This is a genomic window from Actinacidiphila epipremni, assembly GCF_012034175.1.
GTDB classification, from domain to species: Bacteria; Actinomycetota; Actinomycetes; order Streptomycetales; family Streptomycetaceae; genus Actinacidiphila; species Actinacidiphila epipremni.
The window spans coordinates 1-21,833 of sequence record NZ_JAATEJ010000004.1; the positions used below are offsets into that span (position 1 = coordinate 1).

The window sequence follows — 21,833 nt, forward strand, 5'->3', positions numbered from 1 at the left end:
GCCCGTCGCCCGTCGCCCGTCGCCCGTCGCCCGTCGCCCGTCGCCCGTCGCCCGTAACTGTCAATCCTAGTGCCGGCAGGCTCGGCCGCGCCGGCGAATCCCCTGATCAGGGGCGCGTTTTCCGGCTGCGGGGAGGACATGCCCCGATGGTACGCGAGCCGTGCCGGACCCCGTTCTGCGTGCTGCCGGGCGTCGTGCGAACGGGTGATTCGGCCACGCGGCTCCGACGGCTCGGGGAGAATCGCCGCCATGAGCGAGGTGGGGATTGCCCTGATCGCGGCGGGCTCGGCCGTGGCGGGAAGTGTCGTGACGGGCTGGTACGGCAGGATCGCGGCCGGTGAGCAGGCGCGGGCCGCGCTGCGCGCCGGCGACCGCCAGGCAGAGGCGATGCTGGAAACGGTGCGCCTGACCCAGGCCGGTCAGGCGGCCGAGCACGCGGCGGAGACCCGCCGCCAGGCGTACGTACGCTTCCTCGACGCCGCCGAGACGGCAGCCGCCGTCGAACGCGGCCAGGGCGGCTCCGACGCCCGGGCCGCCCTCCAACAGGCCCTGGCCGAGGTGGTCCTGGAGGGCCCGGACGACGTGTCCACCGCCGCGAGCGCATGCGTCGACCTGCTCCGGCGGCACGCCCGGGCGGACGAGGTCGAGCGGGCGAAGCAGACCTTCATCATGGCGGCCCGCGCCGTACTCCACACCTGAAACGCCCGCTCGACCGGCCCCGGGGCTAATCCTCGTCGTCCGGGTCGGATTCATAGTGGATGACGCCGTCCTCGTCGAGGGTGGGGTGGATCTGCTCGGGTGGGTGCATGTCGGTGTCGGAGGGGCGTGGGGGTTCGGGGCCGTCGGGGCCCCAGCGGACGAGGCGGCGCATGCGGCAGATGCGGCGGACCTCGCCGTTGACCTCGACCTCGTTGGCGCGTTCGTGGCGGAGGCGGTCGGCGGCGTGGACGAAGGCGGCCAGTTCCTGGGCGGCGGGGTGGGTGCCGGCGGCGACCAGGGTGCGGGCGTCGGTGTCCTTGTCGGCCTCGAAGTCGATGTAGCCCTGGTGCCGGGGCTCGAACCAGGTCAGGCCGAACTCCAGGGAGCGGCGGGCGTCGTGGGCGGTGCTGTGCAGGCTGCCGGTGATGGTCCAGCGGTCGCCGGTGTGCTTGAGGACCCGGAAGGTGGTCGGCAGCAGCAGGACCTCGGGGTGGCTGTCCACCGCCTGGGCGGAGTCGCGCAGCACGTCGGGCGGGTAGCGGGTGCCGCTGTAGGCGAGGCTGCGCATGGCGAGGCGTTCGGCGGCCTGGGTGGGGGTGATCGGCGCCTCGGCGTCCAGGACCAGCCCGGCGTCCACCTCGGGCTCCCGGGAGGACCGGTCCCAGTTGGCGACGGCGGGCTCGGGGTCGGTGGGGCGGGGCAGCTCTATGCCGTCCGGGCCGGCCCCGGCGTACTCGTCGGCCCGCACCATCCGGTAGCGGACGCCCAGCACCGTCAACTCGTCGACGCGCTCGCTCTCCAGCCGGGCGACCGCCGCCAGCAGCGCACGCCGCTCGTCCCGGCTCTGCGCTTCGTCCTTCGCCCGGAACCACAGCATCGAGTTCAGCCGGTCCCGGGCGTCCTGCGGCGTCGCGCACGTCACCGCCGCGACCACCCGCCAGCGCCGCGCCTCGCCCGGGTCCTGCGCGACGACCCCGAACAGCGGGCCCCGCACCATCAACGTCTGCACCTGGCGGGCCGCGTCGAGCGCGTCGGCCTCCTCGACCGCCTCGACCGGCCCGTCCGGATACCGCACCACCACCGGCCACATCGCGTCCGGTCCTGCATTGCCGTCAGCCATGCCGCCCATCCTGCCGCTCCCGGTCCGCCGCCGGTGGCGGTTCCCGCACGGAACACCTGATCGCGTGTACGCGCCGGGTCCTGCCGTGCCGGGGGAGCGGCCGGACTTGACCGGGAAACTGGCCACCGGTCGGGGCCGCGGACACAGTTGTGCGCACAAAGGAAGTCGTGGGACGACCGGTGACATTTCGTGAACGGCCGGTGGTGCGGTGGAAATGGGGTTCGCCGTTTCGGCAGTCGTGCGACGTGCCCGGTGGGTTACGCGGCTTCCGCCGTGAGCAATTCGAGAGGAGTCGCATCGTGAGGGCATTTGCCACCTCCGCGCTCGTTGTCGCCGCCATGACCGTCACCGCGCTGACGGCGGTGACCGGAACGGCCAACGCCGCCATCATGGTGGAGAACCAGCAGTTGGCGAATGTGGAGTTCAGCGAAGACGGCGGTTATTGCGTCGTGGACGAGAACGGCAGCTTCATCGGGGCCTGCTCGCTCTACGGGAACCAGGAACTCTGGAACTTCGAGTCCGTCTACCCGGACGCGCCGAACCACGCCTACGCGAACGTCCGGATCCGCAGCACGGCCTGGAACCAGTGCCTCACGGTCCTGGACAAGACCGGCCCGGGCGGGTTCGGCAAGGAGGTGTCCCCGCGGGCCTGCAACGGATCGGCCGCCCAGGAATGGGCCAGCACGCGCAGCGCCGGCGGCTCGCTGAATTACTTCAACTTCCAGTACCGGGTGTGCCTGGACGGCGGGTACGGGGACACGTACGGCTATCCGGAGAACGGCTGCAACGCCAACGGGGAGAACCCGTACGAGGATTGGTACTACCTCCCGCTGAGGGAGTAGAAACCGCCGGCCGGGGGCGGCCGTCGGCCCGTCCCCGGCCGCCGCGCCTACGCGGTGAGCCAGGGGGCGCCGTTGCCGCCGAGGAGGGGCTGGAAGCCCTGCCAAGTGCCGTTGGCGGCCCGGACGTTCCGGTAGAGGACGTCGTTCGTGCCCGACGCGAGGATCTGCGACGTGCCGGAGCTGTCGGCCGGGGCGCTGACGGAGTCGGTGTGGGCGACGAAGGGGGTGCCGTTGCCGCCGGGGATCGTGCTCCAGCCCGTCCAGGCGGTGGGGGTGCGGGTGTTGTGGTAGAGGGTGCCGTCCGTGGCGGTGACCAGGACTTGTGAGGAGCCGTTCGGCAGCCCGGTGATGGAGGGGGTGGTGCTGGTCTTCCATGCCGTGCCGTTGCCGCCGGTGAGGGGTTGGAAGCCCTGCCATGTGCCGTTGGCGTGGCGGATGTTGTGGTAGACGGTGCCGTCCGTGCCGACCGCCAGCACCTGTGAGGAGCCGGAGCCGTCCGGTATGCCGGCGACGGTCGCGCCCTTGGTGACGAACGGGGTGCCGTTGCCGCCGGGGATCGTGGTCCAGCCCGTCCACGCGGTGAGGGTGCGGGTGTTGTGGTAGAGCGTGCCGTCCGTCGCGGTGACGAGGATCTGCGAGGAGCCGTCCGGGAGGCCGGTGATCGACGGGGCTGTCGAGGTCTTCCATGGCGTGCCGTTGCCGCCGGTCAGCGGGCGGAAGCCCTGCCATGTGCCGTTGGCGTAGCGGATGTTGTGGTAGACGACGCTGTCCGTGCCGACCGCGAGGATCTGTGAGGAGCCGGACCCGTCCGGTACCGCGGCGACGGCGGCGTACTTCGCCACGAACGGCGTGCCGTTGCCGCCCGCGACGGTGGTCCAGCCGGACCATGTGCCGCTCGCGGAGAGGGTGTTGTGCCACAGGGTGTCGTCCTGGGACATCGCCAGCACCTGGGTGCTGCCGTCCTTCAGGGCGGCGATCGACGAGGTCACCCGGAAGGGGTCGGCCGGCGCGGGACGGACACCCCATTGGCCGTAGTCGGCGGTGATGGCGTAGTCCCAGTCGCAGCTCACGCCGCTCGGGGTCGTGTAGTAGCCGCGCTGCCAGATGTGGGTGTGCGCGTTCAGGGTGCCGTTCTGGCCGCCGGAGAAGCCCGACGACATCGACTGCCAGAACCAGGTGGCCTTGCCGTTCGCGGCCAGGTGGTCGATGCACCAGGTGCTGGAGTAGACGCCGATGCGGTTGCGCGGGAGGACCGAGGCGATGCCGTCCAGGTAGGCGTCCACGGCGGCGTACTGGGACGGCTGCACGTCGAAGTCGATGCTGAAGTAGATCGGCCGGTCGGCCGGGATGCCGCTCGACTGCGCGGTGGCCAAGGCCTGTTGGGCGTCGGTGGCGCCGCCGGCGTAGCCCCGGGGGGTGGGGTCGGCGTACCACTCCCAGTTGGCGATGACCGCGACGCCGTTGGCCACGCACGCGGCGACCTTGGCCGCCGTCATGATGCCGGGGCCCGCGAGGTAGTAGGAGATGAACGTGTAGCCGGCGCGGGCGACCTCCGCCGGGTTCGGGTTCGCGTTGGAGTCCAGCCCCTTGGCCCAGGCGTTGGTGTCCGCGCGGGCGGGGCCGGTGTCGGTCAGGCCCAGCGTCAGGGCGCCCGCGACGGCGACGGCGCTCGCGGTGAGGAAACGCCGGCGGTCGACGCCGGTGGGTGGGGGAGTGCTGCGGGAGGGCAGGGAAGACATGGATGAGCTCCGATGGGTGGGCAGGTGGGTGCCGCCAAGTCGGCCGGGGCGACATGGGGTTGGGCCGGGGTGGGCCGGGCCGCGCGACCGCGGGCACACCCCGGCTGTGCTGCGGGGAAGGGCTACGCGGTGAGCCAGGGCAGGCCGTTGCCGCCGGTCAGGGGCTGGAAGCCCTGCCATGCGCCGCTGCTCAGGCGGGTGTTGCGGTAGAGGACGTTGTTCGTGCCGACGGCGAGGATCTCGGACGTGCCCGAGCCGTCGGGGAGCGCCGTGAGGGAGTCGGTCTGGGCGACGAAGGGGGTGCCGTTGCCGCCGGCGATCGTCGTCCAGCCCGTCCAGCCGCTGCTCGTACGGGTGTTGTGGTAGAGCGTGCCGTCCGTCGCGGTGACCACGACCTGGGACGAGCCGTTGGGAAGGCCCGCGATGGAGGGGGTGGTGCTGGTCTTCCATGCCGTGCCGTTGCCGCCGGTGAGGGGTTGGAAGCCCTGCCATGTGCCGTTGGCGTGGCGGATGTTGTGGTAGACGGTGCCGTCCGTCCCCACCGCCAGCACCTGTGAGGAGCCCGACCCGTCCGGTATGCCGGCGATCGTGGCGCCCTTGGTGACGAACGGGGTGCCGTTGCCGCCGGCGATGGTGGTCCAGCCTGTCCAGCCGCTGCTCGTACGGGTGTTGTGGTAGAGGGTGCCGTCCGTGGACGTGACCAGGATCTGCGCGGAGCCGTCCGGGAGGCCGGTGATCGACGGGGCCGTGGACGTCTTCCACGCCGTGCCGTTGCCGCCGGTCAGCGGGCGGAAGCCCTGCCATGTGCCGTTGGCATAGCGGATGTTGTGGTAGACGGTGCCGTCCGTCCCCACCGCCAGGATCTGCGCGGAACCCGACCCGTCCGGGATGCCGGCGATGGCGGCGTACTCCGCCACGAACGGCGTGCCGTTGCCGCCCGCGACGGTGGTCCAGCCGGACCATGTGCCGCTCGGGGAGAGGGTGTTGTGCCACAGCGTCCCGTCGGTGGACATGGCCAGCACCTGGGAGCTGCCGTCCCGCATCGCGGCGATCGACGACGTCACGCGGAAGGAGTTGACCGGCGCGGGAGTGCCCTGGGCGGCGCCGGAACTCACGTAGCCGAGCACCCACATGGCGTGCGGGGTGCCGGCGAAGAGGGTGGTGTGCGGGTTGAAGGCCGCGCCGTTGCCCTCGTCCACCTTCACGCTGGGCGCGTCCCCGTCGTCGCCGCCCTCGTTGCCGCCGACGTCGGAGAGCAGGCCGTCGGCGTAGCCGGTGACGACGGCGATGTGGGCGCCGTTCGGGTACGTGTTGTCGCCGTAGACCACGGCGTCCCCGGGCAGCGGCGTGTAGCCGGAGCCGAGGGTGTGGTAGCCGGGGGCGTCCTCCCACGACGGGACCCACGCGGGAGCGGTGGCGGGGACGGTCACTCCGGCCTGCTGCCACACCCAGGCGACGAAGTCGCCGCACCAGTTCTCCCCGGAGCAACTGCCGTCGAAGCCTTTGCCGTTCGCGCTGTTCCAGTCGCAGCTGTGCGCTCCGACGTTGGCCTCGGCGATGCTGACGATCTGCGCCGCGGTGCCGGTGCCGGCGGCGGCGGCTGCTGCGGAGCCGGGCAGGGTGCCCAGCAGGGCGGCGCCGCCGACGGTCGCGGCGGCGAGGCCGGCGACGGGACGGAACTTCTTGCGGCGTGCGGCCACGGTATTCCTGAGGAACATGGAAAGGCGCTCCCATCGGGGCAGGGACTGGTTCGGCGACAACCTTGTCCGCGCCCGGCGGGCAGCCTCCAATATTCCGGGCAAGTCCGGACACCCGGCCCCGAGGGCGCAGGAACCCCGGCGTCGAGCGCGCAGGACCCCCGGCCTCCGGGCAGCCGGCAACCCCGGCCTCCGGGCAGCCGGGAACCCTTGCGCCAAGGGCACAGGCGCCCCCGGGAGCGCGGCTCACCCCGCCGCAGGACCGGCGGCCAGGGCGACCCGGTGGACCGCCGCCGAACCGGCGTGCGTGACGCCCAGCCGGTCGAGCACCGCGGTCTCGCCCGCGGCGTCGCCCGCCGCCCGCGCGCTGTCCAGGGCGGCGGTCAGGGCGTCGAGCCGCGCGTCGGCTCGGCCCTGGAGGAGCAGATGGTCGCTGATGACGACGAGCAGCTGCCAGGCGGCGGTGTGCCGGCCCCGGTCCGCCGCGAGCCGGGCCGCGGCGAGCAGCCCGGGGGTCTCCTGCTCCCACCACCGCAGGGCCTGGTCGCGGTCGGCGAACTCCATCGGGTGGCAGTCGCCGCCCGGCGGTTCGAGGTCGAGCGGGCGGGCGCACGGGTCGACGAGCGCGCGGGCGCGGTGCGCGCTGTGCAGGCAGAACGCGAGCAGCCGGCCGACGGCGGCCTCCGCCTCCCGCGGCTGCGCGTGGGCGAGTTCGCGCGCGTGGGCGCGCAGCAGGCCGTGCAGGCTGTAGCGGCCGAAGGACCGCTGCCGCACCAGGTGTTCGTCCTGGAGCCGTTCCAGCAGGTGGTGCGCGGTGGCCGGGTCGGTACCGGCGAGCGCGGCGGCGGTCTGCGGGGCGAAGTCGTCGCCGGTGTGCAGGCCCAGGGCGCGGAACATCGTACGGGCGGGCTCCGGCAGGCCGGCGTAGGACAGGTCGAGGACCGGGCGCAGGGCACGGCCGCCGGCCGAGACGGCGTCCAGGCCGCCGCTGCGCAGATGCTCGGCCAGGTCGGTGAGGCGCCACGCGGGCCGGGTGCGCAGCCGGGCGCCGGCCAGGGCGACCGCGAGCGGCAGCCCGCCGCACAGCGCGGCCACCCGGGCGGCTGCGGCCGGCTCGGCCGCGACCCTGGCCGGTCCGGCGACCGCGGCGAGCAGGTCGACCGCGTCGTCCACCGCGAAGGTGTCGAGTGCGAGCAGGGCGGCCCCGTCCAGGCCGGCGAGGCTGCGCCGGCTGGTGATCAGCACCAGGCACGAGGGCGAGGAGGGGATCAGGTCGCGCACCTGGTCCTCGTGCGCGGCGTTGTCGAGCAGGATCAGTGCGTCCTTGCCGTGCAGGCGGTCGCGGAACATCGCCGCGCGCTCGCCGAGCCCGTCCGGTATGTGCGGGACGGGTACGCCCAGGGTGCGCAGGAGCCCGTCGAGGACGTCGGCGGGCGCGGCCGGGGGGCGCTCCGGGTCGAAGCCGCGCAGGTCCACGTAGAGCTGGACGTCCGCGAACTTCCCGGCCCGTACCAGGCGGTGCGCGGCCTGGAGCGCCAGATACGTCTTGCCGGCGCCGCCCATGCCCTCGATCGCGCAGACGGCCACCGCGCCGCCCTCCGTACACCCCGCGGCGAACGCCCCCAGATACGCCCGTGAGGCCGGGCCCGTGGTGGCGGCGGCCAGCGCCAGGATCTCGCCGAGTTCCCGCTCCCGGCCGGTGAACAGCGGCGGGACTCGCGGGAGTTGCCGGAACACCCCGGTCGGGCCGCCGTTCTTCGCGCCCGCCTGCGCCGCGACGCAGGCTGTACGCCAGCGCGCCACCGTCGCCTCGTCGGCGCCGAGCGCCCGGACGATCGCCACCACCAGGTCGAGGTTGAGCCGTTTGCGGCCCGGCTGGAAGACGTCCCCGATCGTCGACTGGGACACCGCCTGCCGGGACCTGAGCAGCGGCCCGACCTTCCTGGCCAGGCTCCGGTAGGACGGTGCGCCGGCCCACAGGCGCAACTCGTCGAGCGCCGCGATGAATTCGGCCAGGTCCGCGGCACGGCGCGGATCCGGGCCGTGTTCCTGAACGTTCTGCGTCATCACGCTCCCCACGACCGGGTGGCCCGCGCCGCGAGCAGGGGGGCTCGTCGGCGCGGGCCGGACCCGCGGCCCGGGACGGCATGCGGGGACGCGGGCCTGCCACGCGTCCACGAAGGGGGCTCGTGGACGCGGGCGGCCGGGGCGGTCCCGGACGCGGCCTCCCCTCCGGGATCACCTCCGGGACCAGGTCCGGCTCCGTGCAGGGACTCTGTCGGCGATCTCCGGCGGCGATCCAGTTTTCCGGTCAAGTCCGGTCACCGCCGCGGTTGGTGGGAGCGGTCGAGCCGGGTCAGCCAGAACACCGGGATCCGCCGTGCGGTGCCGGCCTGGAACCCCCCGACGGCCGGGTGCCGCGCGACCAGCTCCGGCCACAGCGCCTCACGCGTCGCGTCGTCCCACTCCTCGGCGAGTACGGGGAGGGTCCCGGTGCCCACCTCCAGCCAAGTCCGGGGGTGCGCGCGGAGGTTGTGGCACCAGCCCGGGTGCGCGGGCGCGCCGCCGTTCGACGCGACGACCACCCATCTGCCCTCGCCCCACGGGGAGCAGACCAGCGGGGTGACGCGCGCGACGCCCGACCTGGCACCGACGTGGTGGACGAGCCCGAGGGGGCTGCCGGCCAGGGGGCCGCCGACGCGGCCCCCGTTGGCGCGGAACTCCTCGATCGTCGCGCGATCGACATCGGCGGCCGACCCGCGTGCCGAACGGGGCTCGCCCATCAGCGGATTCCGTAGACCAGGCTCAGCCGGCCGTCCGACATCCGCCGCACGTCGTGGAGTTCGAGCCCGTGCCGCAGTTGCGTCGTGGCGAAGAGAGCCGGGCCCTCGCCGGCGAGCAACGGGTGCACGATCAGCCGGAGTTCGTCGACGAGGCCGGCTTCGAGGGCGCCGGCGGCCGTGGGGGCGCCGCCCATCAGGTAAATGTCCTTGCCCGGCCGCCGCTTGAGGTCCGCGATCTCGTCGAGGCCGCGGACGATACGGGTGTTGGGCCACGCCACGGACGTCAGGGTGCGCGACAGCACGTAGTGCGGGAGCCGCGCGGCGACCTCCGCCCACTCGATCTCGCCGGGGGTGGGCGGGGTGTCGTCGATCCAGTGCGGCGTGCCGGGCTCGTTCCTGATCGCGGTCCAGTACTGCTCGTAGGTGCGGTACATCCCCGCGCCGAGGACGCACGCGTCCACCTGCGGCGTCAGTCCGTAGTCGTCGGCCCACGACCTCACCCAGTCCGCGTAGCCTTCCGGTCCCTCGGTCCTGCCGTCGACCGAGATCTTGAACGCGGCGATCAATTTGCGCATGGTCGTCTCCTGGTGGTGTCGGTCCCTTTCCGGTGGTTCCGCGCCGCGCGCGGCGGCCGGTCCGGAAGGGGAGGTTCACCCCACCGACGAACGCGGGCCCGCGGATCGACCGCCGGGCGGAAAAAACTTTCCGCGGCCCTTCCCCGGTCCTTCCGCGGCCCTTCCCCGGCCCTTTCCCGGCCCGCCGCGCGGACGACGGCGGTACGTCCGGGATGTGCCCGTCCGTGGTATGAGATGCGGGAACGCGACCGGCGTACCCGCGGGTGCGTCCGGGCCAGGAGGAGCACCTGTGAAATACGCCCTGTTGATCTGCGACGACGAGTCGGGCCGGTCGGGCGCCGAGGACATCGCGCGGGGCCACGCCACGTGGACCGCGTACATCGAGAGCCGCGGCGCGGTGTTCCTCGGCGGCGTGCGGCTGCGCCCCAGCGAGGACGCCACCAGCGTGCGGACGCGCGCCGGGGAGGTGATGATCAGCGACGGGCCGTTCGTGGAGACCAAGGAGCAGATCGGCGGCTTCGCGCTGATCGAGTGCGCGGACCTCGACACGGCGGCCGACATCGCCTCCCGGCACCCGTACGCCGCGCACGGGGTGATCGAGATCAGGCCGGTCCTGGAACCGTGAGCGACGAGGTCGGCGCGGCGGTCGGCCGGGCCTTCCGGCAGGAGTGGGGGCAGGTCGTCGCGACCCTCATCGGGCTGACCGGCGACTGGGACCTCGCCGAGGAGTGCGCGCAGGACGCCTTCGCGCTCGCGCTGGAGAAGTGGCGCCGCGACGGCGTCCCGCACCGGCCCGGGGCGTGGCTGACGACCGCGGCGCGGCACCGGGCCATCGACCGGCTGCGCCGGGAGGCGGTCGGCGCGGCCAAGCTCCGGGAGGCCGGCATCCTGGCGGGCCTGGAGCAGGCCGGGACCGCCGGGACCGCCGCCGGCGGCGTCGGCGGCGCCGGCAGCGCGGCCGAGGAGCCCGCCGAGGACGAGGCGGCCGTCAGCGGCGTCGCGGACGACCGGCTGCGGCTGATCTTCACCTGCTGTCACCCCGCGCTGCCGCTGGAGGCCCGCGTCGCCCTGACGCTGCGCACCCTGGCCGGGCTGACCACCCCGGAGATCGCCCGGGCCTTCCTCGTCCCGGAGGCGACGATGGCCCAGCGCCTGGTGCGGGCCAAGCGCAAGATCCGCAACGCCGGCATCCCGTACCGCGTACCGGACGCGGCGCTGCTGCCGGGGCGGACCAGCGGCGTCCTCGGCGTGCTCTACCTGCTGTTCAACGAGGGGTACGCGGCGAGCAGCGGCGCCGATCTGGTGCGCCGCGGGCTGACCGCCGAGGCGATCCGGCTGGCCCGGCTGCTGACCCGGCTCATGCCCGACGACTGCGAGGCCGCCGGCCTGCTGGCGCTCATGCTGCTGCACGAGGCGCGGCACGCCGCCCGGCTGGACGCCGCAGGCGACCTCGTGACGCTGACCGAGCAGGACCGCACCCGCTGGGACGCCGACCGGATCGCCGAGGGCGTCGGGCTGCTGCGGGCGGCGATGGAGCGCGGGCGCCCCGGCCCGTACCAGATCCAGGCGGCGATCGTCGCCTGCCACGCCACCGCCGCGTCGGCCGGCGAGACCGACTGGGAGCAGATCGTCGCGCTGTACGGCCATCTCGTGGAGCTGGCGCCCTCGCCGGTGATCGAGCTGAACCGGGCGGTCGCCGTCGCCATGGCGGAGGGGCCCGCGGCGGGCCTGGAACTGCTCGACGCGCTGCGGGAGTCCGGGGCGCTGGCCCGCTACTATCTGCTGCCGGCCGCCCGCGCCGACCTGCTGCGCCGGCTGGACCGGCCCGCCGAGGCCGCGGACGCCTACCGCGAGGCGCTGGCCCTGGCGGCCACCGACAGCGAGCGCCGCTTCCTCGCCCGGCGGCTGGCGGAGGCGGAGGGCGCGGGGGAGGGGGAGGCGGAGGGCGCGGAGGAGGGGGAGGCGGAGCCCGGGGCCGGCGGCTGACCGGGGCGGTCCGCGCAGGGCGTTCCGGGCCGCCCGAGGCTGTCGATTCGCGCCGGCCCGTTCGTCGGTAGGGCGAGCAACCTACCGACCTGCCCGATCCTGGGGAGTCCACCATGTACGCCGCCGACCCGTCCACCGCCGCCCTGCGAATACTGCCCGGCCGCCGCCACCCCCGCCGCACCACCCGGCTCCACCTGCCGTACGGCACCGCCCGCCCCGACACCGCCGCCCGCCCCGCCGGCCGTATCGCCCTCCCGGCGACGGCGGCCGTCCTCGTACGGCTGCCCGGGCCGCGTGCCTCATGAGCGCGGGTGCCTACGGCCGGGTGCTGAGGGTGCCCGGCGTCGTGCCGGTGCTGCTGGCCGGGATGGCCGTACGGGTGCCGTGGGGCGCGGCGGGCGTGGTGGTGGTCCTGCATGTCGTCGACGACCTGCACCGCGGCTACGGCCCCTCCGGCGTGGTGGCCGCCGTGCTCGGGATCGCGACCGCGCTGGGCAGCCCCTGGCGCGGCCGGCTGCTGCAGCGCGCCGGGGTGCGCCGGGGGATCGGGCCGTCCCTGCCGGTGCTGGCCCTGGCCGGCCTCGTCACCCCGTGGGTCGGCTACTGGCCGCTGCTCGGCCTCACCGCCGTGACCGGGGTGCTCGCGCTGCCGGCGCTCGCGGTGGTCCGTGCCGCGCTGGACGCGGCGGTGGACGGGGAGCTGCGGGGCACGGTGATGGCCCTCGACGCGATCGGCGCGGACCTGGCCTTCCTGCTCGGGCCGGCCTGCGGGATCGCGCTGGCCACCGCGGTCGGCGACCGTGCCGCGCTCGCGGTGTGCCTGGTCGGCCACCCGCTCGGGGGCCTGCTGCTGTGCCGGCTCGACCCCGCGCTCGGAGCGCCGCCGCGGTCCGGCGCCGCGCCGGCCCGCGGGCGGGGCGCGGCGGTCCTGCTCGTCCCGGCGCTCGCCATGGCCTTCGCCTGCGCCGTCGTCGACAGCGGCGGGGAGCTGTCGACCATCGCGGCGATGAAGGGCTGGCACCGCACCGAGCTGACCGGCCTGACCATCTCGCTGTGGGCGGTCGGCTCCGTCGTGGGCGGTGTCGTGTACGGGGCGGTGCGCGTACGTCCGTCGAGCGCGGTGCTGACGGCCGGACTCGCCGTGACGCTCGCCGCGACCGCGGCGGCCCGCGGCAGCGGGGCCTACGCGCTGCTGCTGGGCCTCAACGGGCTGTTCGTCGCGCCCGCGTACGCCGCGATCAGCGCGGACGTCACGGCGGCGGTGCCCGCGGGGCGGGCGGCCGAGGCGCTGAGCCGGCAATCCGGCGCGATGGTGCTCGGCGGCGCTTTCGGCACCCCGGCCGCGGGCCTGGTCATCGACGCCTGGGGCTGGCCGGCCGGCCTGCTCCTGCCCGCGGCCGTCGCCGCCCTGGCGCTGCTGTCCCGCGCCGCGACCGGGCCCGGGCCCGGTCCGGCCGCCGAGCCGGAACCCTAGCCGCCCTCAGTCCTCCTCCTGGTAGGAGTAGCGCTGCTCCTTCCAGGGGTCGGCGATGTTGTGGTGGCCGCGTTCCTCCCAGAAGCCGCGGCGGTCCGCCGTCATGTACTCGATGGCCCGCAGCCACTTGGGGCCCTTCCAGCTGTACAGGTGCGGGACCACCAGCCGTACAGGGAAGCCGTGTTCCGCGGTGAGGTGCTGGCCGCCGTGGTGGGTGGCGAGCAGGGTGCGGGGGGAGGCGAAGTCGGCGAGGCGGAGGTTGGCGTTGTAGCCGTATTCGGCCCAGGCCATGACGTGGGTGGCCTGCGGCGCCGGTGGCGCGAGCTCCAGCAGGGCGGTGGCGGGGAGGCCGAACCACTCGTGCCCGGTCGTGGACGTGCCCGACGCGCAGTGCAGGTCGGCGACCACGGTCGTACGGGGGAGGGCGGCGAACTCCTCGAAAGACCATACGTGTTCGGTGCCGCTCGCGGTCGCGCCGAAGACCTTCAGGTTCCACCGCTCGGGGCGGAAGCGCGGGACGGGACCGTAGTGCGAGACGGGCCAGCCGTGGGCCTTGCGCTGGCCGGGCGGCAGCATGTCGCTTCCCACGAGGTGGTCGTCCTTCCCTGCGTACCGCATGTGCGAGGTCAACGCGTGTTGACGAGTATCACATGCGGCACGTTTCGGGCCGTACGCCACGCATCTGCGGCGCGGCGCGCACCGCGGCCGGGCCGCCGGCGCCGAAGGGCGAGCCGAGCGGGGAAAGGCGGGCGCGCGAGGCGGGCCGGTCGTGCCACGATCGGGGGAAGCACGCGCCGGGCGGGACGGCGCGCTCGTTCCTGGGGCACTTGGGGGAGACCTATGCCGTACGACGACGAGGCCACGCGCGCCGCGCGCCTGCTGGACGCGCAGGCCAAGGCGGCGGAGCTGTTCGCCGAGATCGGGGCCCGCGGCCTGGTCGCCGCGGGGGAGAGCGAGCGGGTGGTCAGCGACCGGGTGCGCGACCTCGCCAACGAGATGTTCGGGCCGACCCGGCACTGGCACAAGCGCATCGTGCGGTCCGGGGTGAACACGCTGCGGCCCTACCGGGAGAACCCGCCGGACCGGGTCATCGGCGAGGACGACATCGTCTTCGCCGACTTCGGGCCGATCTTCGAGGAGTGGGAGGCCGACTTCGGCCGCACCTTCGTCCTCGGCGACGATCCCGTGAAGCAGCGGCTGCGCGACGACCTGCCCGACGTCTTCGCGGCCGGCCGGGCCGCCTTCGAGGCCGACCCGGACATCACCGGCTCCGCCCTGCACGCCGAGGTCGCCCGGCTGGCCGCCGACCGCGGCTGGCAGCTCGGCGGCTGGCACGCCGGCCACCCCGTGGGCGCCTTCCCGCACGAGGAGATCGCCGGCGCCGAGATCGCCTCCCACATCACCCCCGGCAACGACACCCCGCTGCGCCGCACCGACAGCAAGGGCCTCCAGGTCCACTGGATCCTGGAGATCCACCTCGTCGACCTCGACCGCGGCTTCGGCGGCTTCTTCGAGGAGCTCCTCGACCTCTGAGCGATGGCCGCGCCCGGCGCCCGCTCTCAGCCCAGCTCCTCCGCCAGCGCCACGATGACGCCCTCGGGCCCGCGCACGTAGCACAGCCGGTAGACGTCCCCGTACCGCTCGACGCGGCCGACCAGCTCGCCGCCGTGCGGGCGTACCCGGGCCAGGGCGTCGTCGAGGTCGTCGACGGCGAACATGACGCTGCGCAGGCCCAGCGTGTGGGGCGGGGCGCCGGCCCGGTCGGCGCCGACGGCCGCGGGGGAGTGGAACCTGGTCAGTTCGAGCTTGCCGTGGCCGTCCGGGGTGCGCACCATCACGATGTCCACCCGTACGCCGTCGAGGCCGCACACCCCGTCCACCCAGGGCCCCTCGACGGGCGTGCGGCCCTCCACCTCCATGCCGAGCGCGACGAAGAACGCGACGGCCGCGTCCAGGTCCTCGACGACGACGCTGACGTGGTCCATCCGCTGGATCGCCATGGCTGTCCTCCTCCGTACGGGGTACGGCCCCGGCGGCCGTCTCCACCCCTGGGACGGAGCCGGCACGCCGTTCTCGACATCCCGGCCCCGCGGGGGGCCGGGATCAGGCCGGTGCGGGCGCGGCGGTCGCCGCCGCGTGCCGGGCGCTGACGTCGGTCCAGTTCACCAGGTCCCAGAGCTTGGTGACGTAGTCGGGGCGGACGTTCTTGTACTGGAGGTAGTACGCGTGCTCCCACGCGTCGAAGACCAGCAGCGGGGTCGTGCCCTGGCCGACGTTGCCGTGGTGGTCGTAGACCTGCTCGACGACCAGCCGGCGGCCCAGCGGCTCCCAGGCCAGCACGCCCCAGCCGGAGCCCTGGACGGAGGACGTGGCGACGGTGAGCTGCTTGCGGAACGCCTCGAAGCCGCCGAGGTGCTCGTCGATGGCGGTCGCGAGGGGGCCGTCGGGGCGGTCGCCGCCGTCGGGGGACAGGTTCTGCCAGAAGATCGAGTGCAGGACGTGGCCGGAGAGGTTGAACGCGAAGGTCTTCTCCAGGCCGACCAGCCCGGTCGGCGTGATCGCGTCCTTCTCGCGCGCCTCCGCGATCTGCTCCAGCGTGTCGTTGGCGCCCTTGACGTAGGCGGCGTGGTGCTTGGCGTGGTGGAGCTCCAGGATCTCGCCGGTGATGGCGGGGGCGAGCGCGGAGTAGTCGTACGGCAGGTCGGGAAGCGCGTAGGTGCCCATCAGGCACGGCTCCTTTCGGCGGCGGTCGGAACGGGTCCGGCACCACACTAGACCGCTATTGCGAAGAAGTTGCAACAGCGACCCTTGTGCATCAGCATGGTGGTGGCGGAGCCGGCCCGACAGCTTCGGAACCTCGCGAGAGCCTTCCTCGCTGATCGTCTTTCACCCGGCAACCGGCCGGCGGCCGGCTCCGTCCCTGCCGCCGGCCGAGGTGCCGAGGACGACCAGCCGCCCGCGCGGCGCCGGCGCCCGGAGCGCGGCGCGGGTGTCCGCCCCGGGCTCGGGCAGGCCGACGCCGTTACGCGGCTGCCGGATGCAGCAGCACCTTCGTCCAGCCGTCCAGGCGCTTGTCGAAGTGCTCGTACGCCTCGGGCGCGGCCTCCAGCGGCAGCTCGTGCGAGACGATCCGCCCGGGCCTGGCCCGGCCCCGGACGATCAGGTCGCGCAGCTGGTGGTTGTAGCGCTTGACCGGGCACTGGCCGTGCCCGAGGGAGATGTTCTTGTCGAAGACGGTGCCGTAGTCGAAGGCGATCCGGCCCTCCTTCGCCCGCTCCGTCGCCGCGCCCGGGTCCTGCGGGTTGTACACGCCGACGACGCCGATGCGGCCGGTGGACCGTACGACCTCCACGAGCTTGTCGAGGACCATCTCCGGGTGCTCCTGACCCGCGGGGTCGTGCGCCTGGTAGCCGACCGCCTCGACGCCGCAGTCCACGCCGAAGCCGTCCGTCGCGTCCAGGATCGCCTCGGCCGGGTCGCCGGCGGCGAAGTTCACCGGCGTGGCGTCGTACTCCTCGGCGAGCGCGAGCCGGTCCGGCTCCTTGTCGACGACGGCAGGTTGAAGTCGGCCCACGGCACCCGCAGGTACTCCGCCTGGCCGCCCCAGTAAGGCCCCATCTGCGGGTAGCCGTAACCGGCGGTCGGCTTGCCGGAGGGGTTCGCGCGCAGGCACGCGTTCGTCCAGCCGGCGTTGCAGTTGCGGCACGTGCCGCACGCGATGTTGAACGGCACGGAGACCCGGTCGCCGACCGCGATACGGTCCACGCCGTCGCCGACGGCCGCGACGACGCCCATGTTCTCGTGCCCGAGCACCATGCCCTCGTCGAGCGGCGCCCGGCCCTCGTACGGGTGCAGGTCGGAGCCGCAGATGTTCGCGGTCGTGACGCGTATGACCGCGTCGGTCGGCTTCTCGATCCGCGGATCGTCGACGTCCAGCGTCGCCACGTCGAACGGACCTCGGTAGACAACCGCCTTCATCGTCATCCCGGCCTTTCCTGGTTCGGGTACGGAGCCCGTTGTACGGAATCCGTCCCTGCGGGTGCCCGGCGGCGGGTGGGGCGAAACGGGGCTTACGGGCATTGCGTGGCGGGAGGGGCGTTTCGCGGCGGCGGGGCCGGTCAGGCGTCCGTACGACGGCCACGAGGAGAGGCGGCGGACGACCATGAACCAACCCGCACAGGAGCAGCGGCCCCCCGGCACCGAGGCGGAGATGGAGCCGCGCCCCGACCACGGCGAGCACAGCTACCGCGGGTCCGGGCGGCTCGACGGCAAGGTGGCGATCGTCACCGGCGGTGACAGCGGCATCGGCAAGGCCGTCGCGATCGCGTACGCGCGCGAGGGCGCCGATGTGCTGATCTCCTACCTCGACGAGCACGAGGACGCCCGCGACACCGCCCGCTGGGTGGAGGAGGCGGGCCGCAAGGCGGTGCTCATGCCCGGCGACCTGGCCGAGCCGGCGCAGTGCATGGCGGTGGTCGCGCAGGCCGTGGAGACCTTCGGCAGGATCGACGTGCTGGTCAGCAACGCCGCATACCAGATGACCCGGACCTCGGTCGAGGAGATCCCGGACGAGGAGTGGGACCACACGCTGGCGCTCAACCTCAGCGCGCTGTTCCACCTGGTGAAGGCGGCCGTCCCGCACATGGGCCCCGGCTCGTCGATCATCGGCACGTCCTCGGTCAACTCCGACCAGCCCTCGCCCGCGCTGATGCCGTACGCGGCGACGAAGGCGGCGATCGCCAATATGATCGCGAGCCTCGCGCAACTGCTGGCCGACCGCGGCATCCGCGCCAACAGCGTGGCGCCCGGGCCGATCTGGACGCCGCTCATCCCGTCCACGATGCCGGGCGAGCATGTGGCGGAGTTCGGCGGCAACGTACCGCTCGGGCGGCCGGGGCAGCCGGCGGAGGTCGCGCCGGTGTACGTGATGCTCGCCTCGGACGAGGCGTCGTACGTCTCGGGGGCGCGGGTCGCGGTGACGGGGGGCAAGCCGATTCTTTAGCTCTCGCGCGGGCGGGCGGGCCTCGGCCGGCGGTTGCCGGCGGGGGACGGCTCTTGGCGGTTGCCGGCGGGGCGGCGGCTCTTGGCGGTTGCCGGCGGGCGACGGCGCGGCGCGCTTCCCAGGTTATTGTGATATCACTTAACCGGGTCGCACGTACCGTGCCGTCCGCACCTCTGGGGGAGGTCCGCCGATGTCCCGCGTTCCCGGTGTCTCCGGTGTTCCCGCTCTGCCCGCCGTACCCGCGCTGGAGTTCAGCGGCCTGGTCAAGCGGTTCGGCGGGCAGACCGCCGTCGACCACGTCGACCTGGTCGTCCCGCCCGGCTCCTTCTTCGGCCTCGTCGGCCCGAACGGCGCCGGCAAGACCACGTCGCTGTCGATGGCCACCGGACTGCTGCGGCCCGACGCCGGCGCCGTCCGCATCTTCGGGCACGACGTGTGGGCCGACCCGGTCGCCGCGAAGGAACTCGTCGGCGTGCTGCCCGACGGCATGGCGCTGCCCGACCGGCTCACCGGCCGCGAAGTGCTCACCTATCTCGGGCTGCTGCGCGGCATGGCGCGCGAGGTCGTCGAGCAGCGCGCCGCCGAACTGCTGGCGGTGCTGGAGCTGGACGCCGCCGAGAGCACCGCGATCGTCGACTACTCCACCGGCATGCGCAAGAAGATCACCCTCGCCACCGCGCTGCTGCACGGGCCCCGACTCCTCGTCCTGGACGAGCCGTTCGAGGCGATCGACCCGGTCTCGGCGGCCACCATCCGCACCATCCTGCAACGCTTCGTGCGCGGCGGGGGATCGGTGGTTTTCTCCAGCCATGTCATGGCGCTGGTCGAGCAGTTGTGCGACCACGTCGCCGTGATCGCCAGGGGGCGGGTCGAGGCGGCGGGCGCGCTGGACGACGTACGCGGTGAACACCCCACCCTCGACGAGGCGTTCGTGCACATCGTCGGAGCCCGCGCGGGCGGGGCGGAGGGGCTGTCGTGGTTGGCGTCCTGATCGGCATGCGCGCGCTGATCCTGCGCAAGAACGCGCAGGGCAAGCGCATATGGGGCACCCTCGCGCTGCTGGTCGTCGTCCTGGCGCTGGCCGGCAGCACCTTCGCCGCCGGGCTCGCGCACTACGCCCAACCGGGCGCCGGCGCCGACGTGTTGGCGACGCTGTCCTTCGGCTGGCTGCTGGGCTGGGTCGCGGGGCCCGTCATGACCGGCGACGACGCGACGCTGCGGCTGGACTACTTCAAGCTGCTGCCCATCCCGCCGCGCAAGCTCGCGCACGCGATGCTGGGCGCCAACTTCGCCAACGTCTCGCTCGTCTTCAGCTTCCTCGCCTTCGCCGGCATGATCGCGTACGGCGCCCGGTCCGGCGCGCAGGCCGCGCTCGTCGGGGTCGTCGCGGTGCTGCTGAACCTGGTGCTGGCGGTCGTGGCCTCGACGGTCGCGGTCGGCGTGCTCGGCCCGACGATCTCCTCCCGCCGGGGCCGGGACTTCAGCTCGGTACTGGTCGCGCTCGTCATCACGCTGCTGTCGCTGGCCTCCGCCGTAGTGCCGTTCCTGGCCCGGAAGTTGACGGACGGCTCGTCGCCGGTGCTGGCCGGCGTCGTCCGCGGGCTGCCGTCCGGCTGGGGCGCCGACGCCGTCCAGTCCGCGGCCGACGGGCACACCGCCACCGCGCTGCTGCCGCTCGCCGGCCTCGTCGCGCTGATCGCCGCGCTGGTGCTCGTCTGGCCCCCGCTGCTGGCCCGCCGGCTGACCCTGTCGGGCCGCGGCTCCTCGCGCCGGACCTCCCGGCAGAAGGCGTACGTGGCCGTGGGCGCCCGGCGGCTGCTGCCGAGCACACCGCTCGGCGCGGTCATCGGCAAGGAGCTGCGGATGTACTCCCGGTCCGTACTGCGCAGCGTCCAGCTGATGATCGCCCTCCTCGTCGGCGTACTGACCTCCGTCATCGTGGCGTTGAGCGGCAGCACCAGCGGACTGCCCTTCGGCGGGCTGCTGTTCACCGTCATCGCCGCCGCCTGCTTCACCAACCTCTACGGCGACGACGGCTCCGCCCTGTGGCTCACCCTCACCACCCCGCACGCCGAACGCGCCGACGTGACCGGCCGCCAGTGGGCGTGGTTCCTGGTCGCCGGACCGCCCGGCCTGCTGCTCACGGTGCTGCTCACCGCGGCCGGCGGGCAGAACTGGGCCTGGCCGTGGGCCCTTTCGGGCGAGGCCGCGGTCGCCCTCGGCGGTACCGGCCTGACCGTCCTGGTCTCCGTGCTGAGCATGCAGCCGCTCTCCGCGGACGGCGGCCCCACGCCGGGCCGCCAGGTCAAGGCACACCTGATGCTCGTCGCCGTACCGGTGCTGTGCTGCCTGCCCCCGCTGGCCCTGCTCCTGCCGGGCGCCCTCACCGGCACGACCTGGCTGGAGTGGACGGCGGTCCCGGTCGCCCTGGCCTGGGGCGCCCTCCTGTGCCGGCTCGGCAACCGTACCGCCACACGGCGCCTGACCGCCCGCGGCCCGGAGCTCTTCGCACTGGTCCGCCGACCGGCGAGCTGAACTCTGCGGCGGTGGCCGCCGTTTCGGCCGCCGGCCCGCCGGCCCGCCGACTCGCTGGGCGCCGCCGCGGGGTTCGCGCCACCCGCGGCGACGCCGGCTCGTACGTCCCGCGCGGTCAGAGCGGCAGGATCGTCAGGACGGTCGCGTAGTCCAGGCTCGTGACGCCGCCCGGGGTGGCGCAGTCGAGGAACGCCAGGTTGGCGGCGGTGAACGTCTCCACCACGTGCTGCCCGAGGAACTCGCCGGCCACGACCGTACCCGTCTCCGTCAGCACGGTGTTCGAGCCGATGTGCGCGGCCGTGGCGGTGAAGGCGAACGACGTGGACCGCCCGTCGTTCCACTCGATCGTCTCGGTGCCGGTCTCCGTCAGCACGGCGTTGCAGCTGACGTCCAGCAGCGCGGTGACATCCCGCCGCCCGGCACTCGCCGACGACCCGAGCGCGAGGCAACTCCCCGTCGGACTGTGCGCGTCCACGATGTTGTACCGCCCGGCCACGGTCACCTCCGTGGCCCGCACGGTGTTCGTCAGCCCCGGGCTGTACGTGGTGTAGCTCCACCCGGTGCAGCTGATCGCCCCCCCGAGCGCATGCGCCGGCCCGGCCACGAGGGCGAGATCACCCCACACGAGGCCCAACAACGCGGCGGCGAGGACGCTGAGCCGCTTCTTTCCGTTCATGAGGACACCTTTTCCCTTGACGTGCACGCGGCGGCCGGACGGCCGCGCCAAACGTAGCGAGGGCTTCCGCTTGGGCGGGCGGGAACGGGTCGTATCGTCTTGAAGCGACCCATAGCTCTGGTCACGAATACGACGCGGGGTAACCCCCCGCACCTCACCCCCCACATGAGCCCCACGAACCTCATGGCCCCCGCCCCGAACCGGCCACGCCTGAGGCTGCACCCCCGCGCCGTGCGGTGCGGGGTGATCCCACCCCCAGCCACCCGTGCGAGTGGTACGTCGGCTTTCTGCCTTCCCGTGGCCCTCCCCCGCCATCGGGGGCTCTCCGCCCGTGGGTGGTGCCCGCGCCTGCGGCGCGGGGTGTCCCCACCCCCAGCCACCCGTGCGAGTGAGTGGGCGGGTGCGGGTCTCCTTGTGGGGCTTGCGCGCCGCCGGGGGCTCTCTGTCCGTGCAGACGAGCCAACCCTCGGCACCAGAAGGCCAGCGCGAACCCACCCCCAACCACCGGAGGCCACCGGCAGAGGCCGGAAGGGACGGCGTACCCACCCCCATGGCCGGAGACCCGCCAGCGCAGCCCAAAAGGGACCGCGTACCCCCACCGGCGGAAAGCCGCGAGCGGACGGTGAAAGGGGCCGCTCACCCACCCCCACTGGCGGAAGCCACCAGCGATCGGCGGCAGGGCCGCGTACCCCATCCACCCCCGCC

Annotated in this window: 22 protein-coding genes; 10 read left to right on the plus strand and 12 right to left on the minus strand. The window is 73.9% G+C overall.

The window, feature by feature from the left end; translation table 11 throughout:
• Positions 1-249: 249 nt before the first annotated feature.
• The gene (locus HCN08_RS07240; protein ID WP_167982084.1) at positions 250-699 is read left to right on the plus strand and encodes a hypothetical protein; all 450 of its coding nucleotides are present in this window, start codon (positions 250-252) and stop codon (positions 697-699) included.
• Between the two features lie 25 nt (positions 700-724).
• On the opposite strand, the gene HCN08_RS07245 is transcribed toward HCN08_RS07240, so the two are convergent.
• The gene (locus tag HCN08_RS07245; protein ID WP_240969872.1) at positions 725-1,819 is read right to left on the minus strand and encodes a DUF5954 family protein; all 1,095 of its coding nucleotides are present in this window, start codon (positions 1,817-1,819) and stop codon (positions 725-727) included.
• A gap of 299 nt (positions 1,820-2,118) precedes the next feature.
• On the opposite strand from HCN08_RS07245, the gene HCN08_RS07250 reads away from it, so the two are divergent.
• Positions 2,119-2,661: a hypothetical protein gene (locus tag HCN08_RS07250; RefSeq protein ID WP_167982085.1), complete on the plus strand. Its 543-nt coding sequence runs from the start codon at positions 2,119-2,121 to the stop codon at positions 2,659-2,661.
• A 47-nt stretch (positions 2,662-2,708) separates the two neighbouring features.
• On the opposite strand, the gene HCN08_RS07255 is transcribed toward HCN08_RS07250, so the two are convergent.
• The 5 genes from HCN08_RS07255 to HCN08_RS07275 form a co-directional block, all read right to left on the minus strand.
• Complete coding sequence (locus HCN08_RS07255) at positions 2,709-4,400, minus strand: glycoside hydrolase domain-containing protein (protein WP_167982086.1); 1,692 nt, start codon at positions 4,398-4,400, stop codon at positions 2,709-2,711.
• Between the two features lie 122 nt (positions 4,401-4,522).
• Positions 4,523-6,118: a CHAP domain-containing protein gene (locus HCN08_RS07260; RefSeq protein ID WP_167982087.1), complete on the minus strand. Its 1,596-nt coding sequence runs from the start codon at positions 6,116-6,118 to the stop codon at positions 4,523-4,525.
• A gap of 225 nt (positions 6,119-6,343) precedes the next feature.
• A complete protein-coding gene (locus HCN08_RS07265; protein ID WP_167982088.1) occupies positions 6,344-8,164 on the minus strand; it encodes an NB-ARC domain-containing protein in 1,821 nt (606 codons plus the stop codon).
• Positions 8,165-8,418: 254 nt separating this feature from the next.
• Positions 8,419-8,880, minus strand: a complete 462-nt coding sequence (locus HCN08_RS07270) for a nitroreductase/quinone reductase family protein (RefSeq protein WP_167982089.1) — start codon at positions 8,878-8,880, stop codon at positions 8,419-8,421.
• Positions 8,880-9,455 carry a dihydrofolate reductase family protein gene (locus tag HCN08_RS07275; RefSeq protein WP_167982090.1) on the minus strand — a complete coding sequence of 192 codons (576 nt, stop codon included), beginning with the start codon at positions 9,453-9,455 and terminating at the stop codon, positions 8,880-8,882. Before HCN08_RS07275 ends, HCN08_RS07270 begins: the two co-directional genes overlap by 1 nt.
• Before the next feature lie 289 nt (positions 9,456-9,744).
• Here HCN08_RS07275 and HCN08_RS07280 point away from each other — a divergent pair, with 289 nt between their 5' ends.
• The 4 genes from HCN08_RS07280 (at position 9,745) to HCN08_RS07295 (ending at position 12,915) form a co-directional block, all read left to right on the plus strand.
• Positions 9,745-10,080 carry a YciI family protein gene (locus HCN08_RS07280; RefSeq protein WP_167982091.1) on the plus strand — a complete coding sequence of 112 codons (336 nt, stop codon included), beginning with the start codon at positions 9,745-9,747 and terminating at the stop codon, positions 10,078-10,080.
• On the plus strand, positions 10,077-11,441 hold the full coding sequence (locus tag HCN08_RS07285) for an RNA polymerase sigma factor (protein WP_167982092.1): 1,365 nt from the start codon (positions 10,077-10,079) through the stop codon (positions 11,439-11,441). Before HCN08_RS07280 ends, HCN08_RS07285 begins: the two co-directional genes overlap by 4 nt.
• Before the next feature lie 113 nt (positions 11,442-11,554).
• Complete coding sequence (locus HCN08_RS07290; protein WP_167982093.1) at positions 11,555-11,746, plus strand: hypothetical protein; 192 nt, start codon at positions 11,555-11,557, stop codon at positions 11,744-11,746.
• On the plus strand, positions 11,743-12,915 hold the full coding sequence (locus HCN08_RS07295) for an MFS transporter (RefSeq protein WP_167982094.1): 1,173 nt from the start codon (positions 11,743-11,745) through the stop codon (positions 12,913-12,915). The genes HCN08_RS07290 and HCN08_RS07295 overlap by 4 nt, the downstream gene beginning before the upstream one ends.
• Positions 12,916-12,921: 6 nt before the next feature.
• On the opposite strand, the gene HCN08_RS07300 is transcribed toward HCN08_RS07295, so the two are convergent.
• Complete coding sequence (locus tag HCN08_RS07300) at positions 12,922-13,533, minus strand: molybdopterin-dependent oxidoreductase (RefSeq protein WP_167982095.1); 612 nt, start codon at positions 13,531-13,533, stop codon at positions 12,922-12,924.
• Positions 13,534-13,755: 222 nt separating this feature from the next.
• Here HCN08_RS07300 and HCN08_RS07305 point away from each other — a divergent pair, with 222 nt between their 5' ends.
• A complete protein-coding gene (locus tag HCN08_RS07305) occupies positions 13,756-14,448 on the plus strand; it encodes a M24 family metallopeptidase (protein ID WP_167982096.1) in 693 nt (230 codons plus the stop codon).
• A 26-nt stretch (positions 14,449-14,474) separates the two neighbouring features.
• Here HCN08_RS07305 and HCN08_RS07310 read toward each other — a convergent pair whose 3' ends face one another.
• The 4 genes from HCN08_RS07310 to HCN08_RS36865 all read right to left on the minus strand — a co-directional run bounded on the left by HCN08_RS07310 (position 14,475) and on the right by HCN08_RS36865 (position 16,899).
• The gene (locus HCN08_RS07310) at positions 14,475-14,915 is read right to left on the minus strand and encodes a VOC family protein (RefSeq protein WP_206318505.1); all 441 of its coding nucleotides are present in this window, start codon (positions 14,913-14,915) and stop codon (positions 14,475-14,477) included.
• 103 nt (positions 14,916-15,018) lie between these two features.
• A complete protein-coding gene (locus HCN08_RS07315; protein ID WP_167982097.1) occupies positions 15,019-15,639 on the minus strand; it encodes a superoxide dismutase in 621 nt (206 codons plus the stop codon).
• A 298-nt stretch (positions 15,640-15,937) separates the two neighbouring features.
• Entirely contained in the window at positions 15,938-16,489 is a 552-nt protein-coding gene (locus HCN08_RS36860; protein ID WP_407648699.1) for an MDR/zinc-dependent alcohol dehydrogenase-like family protein, read from the minus strand.
• Complete coding sequence (locus tag HCN08_RS36865; protein WP_407648700.1) at positions 16,408-16,899, minus strand: alcohol dehydrogenase catalytic domain-containing protein; 492 nt, start codon at positions 16,897-16,899, stop codon at positions 16,408-16,410. The genes HCN08_RS36860 and HCN08_RS36865 overlap by 82 nt, the downstream gene beginning before the upstream one ends.
• Positions 16,900-17,077: 178 nt before the next feature.
• On the opposite strand from HCN08_RS36865, the gene HCN08_RS07325 reads away from it, so the two are divergent.
• The 3 genes from HCN08_RS07325 (at position 17,078) to HCN08_RS07335 (ending at position 20,452) form a co-directional block, all read left to right on the plus strand.
• A complete protein-coding gene (locus tag HCN08_RS07325) occupies positions 17,078-17,917 on the plus strand; it encodes an SDR family oxidoreductase (protein WP_167982098.1) in 840 nt (279 codons plus the stop codon).
• A 190-nt stretch (positions 17,918-18,107) separates the two neighbouring features.
• Positions 18,108-18,908 (plus strand): ABC transporter ATP-binding protein, encoded by an 801-nt coding sequence (locus tag HCN08_RS07330; protein ID WP_167982099.1) that lies wholly within the window; start codon positions 18,108-18,110, stop codon positions 18,906-18,908.
• Complete coding sequence (locus HCN08_RS07335) at positions 18,893-20,452, plus strand: putative ABC transporter permease subunit (protein WP_167982100.1); 1,560 nt, start codon at positions 18,893-18,895, stop codon at positions 20,450-20,452. Before HCN08_RS07330 ends, HCN08_RS07335 begins: the two co-directional genes overlap by 16 nt.
• A gap of 115 nt (positions 20,453-20,567) precedes the next feature.
• Here HCN08_RS07335 and HCN08_RS07340 read toward each other — a convergent pair whose 3' ends face one another.
• Positions 20,568-21,128 (minus strand): hypothetical protein, encoded by a 561-nt coding sequence (locus HCN08_RS07340; protein ID WP_167982101.1) that lies wholly within the window; start codon positions 21,126-21,128, stop codon positions 20,568-20,570.
• Between the last annotated feature and the right edge of the window lie 705 nt (positions 21,129-21,833).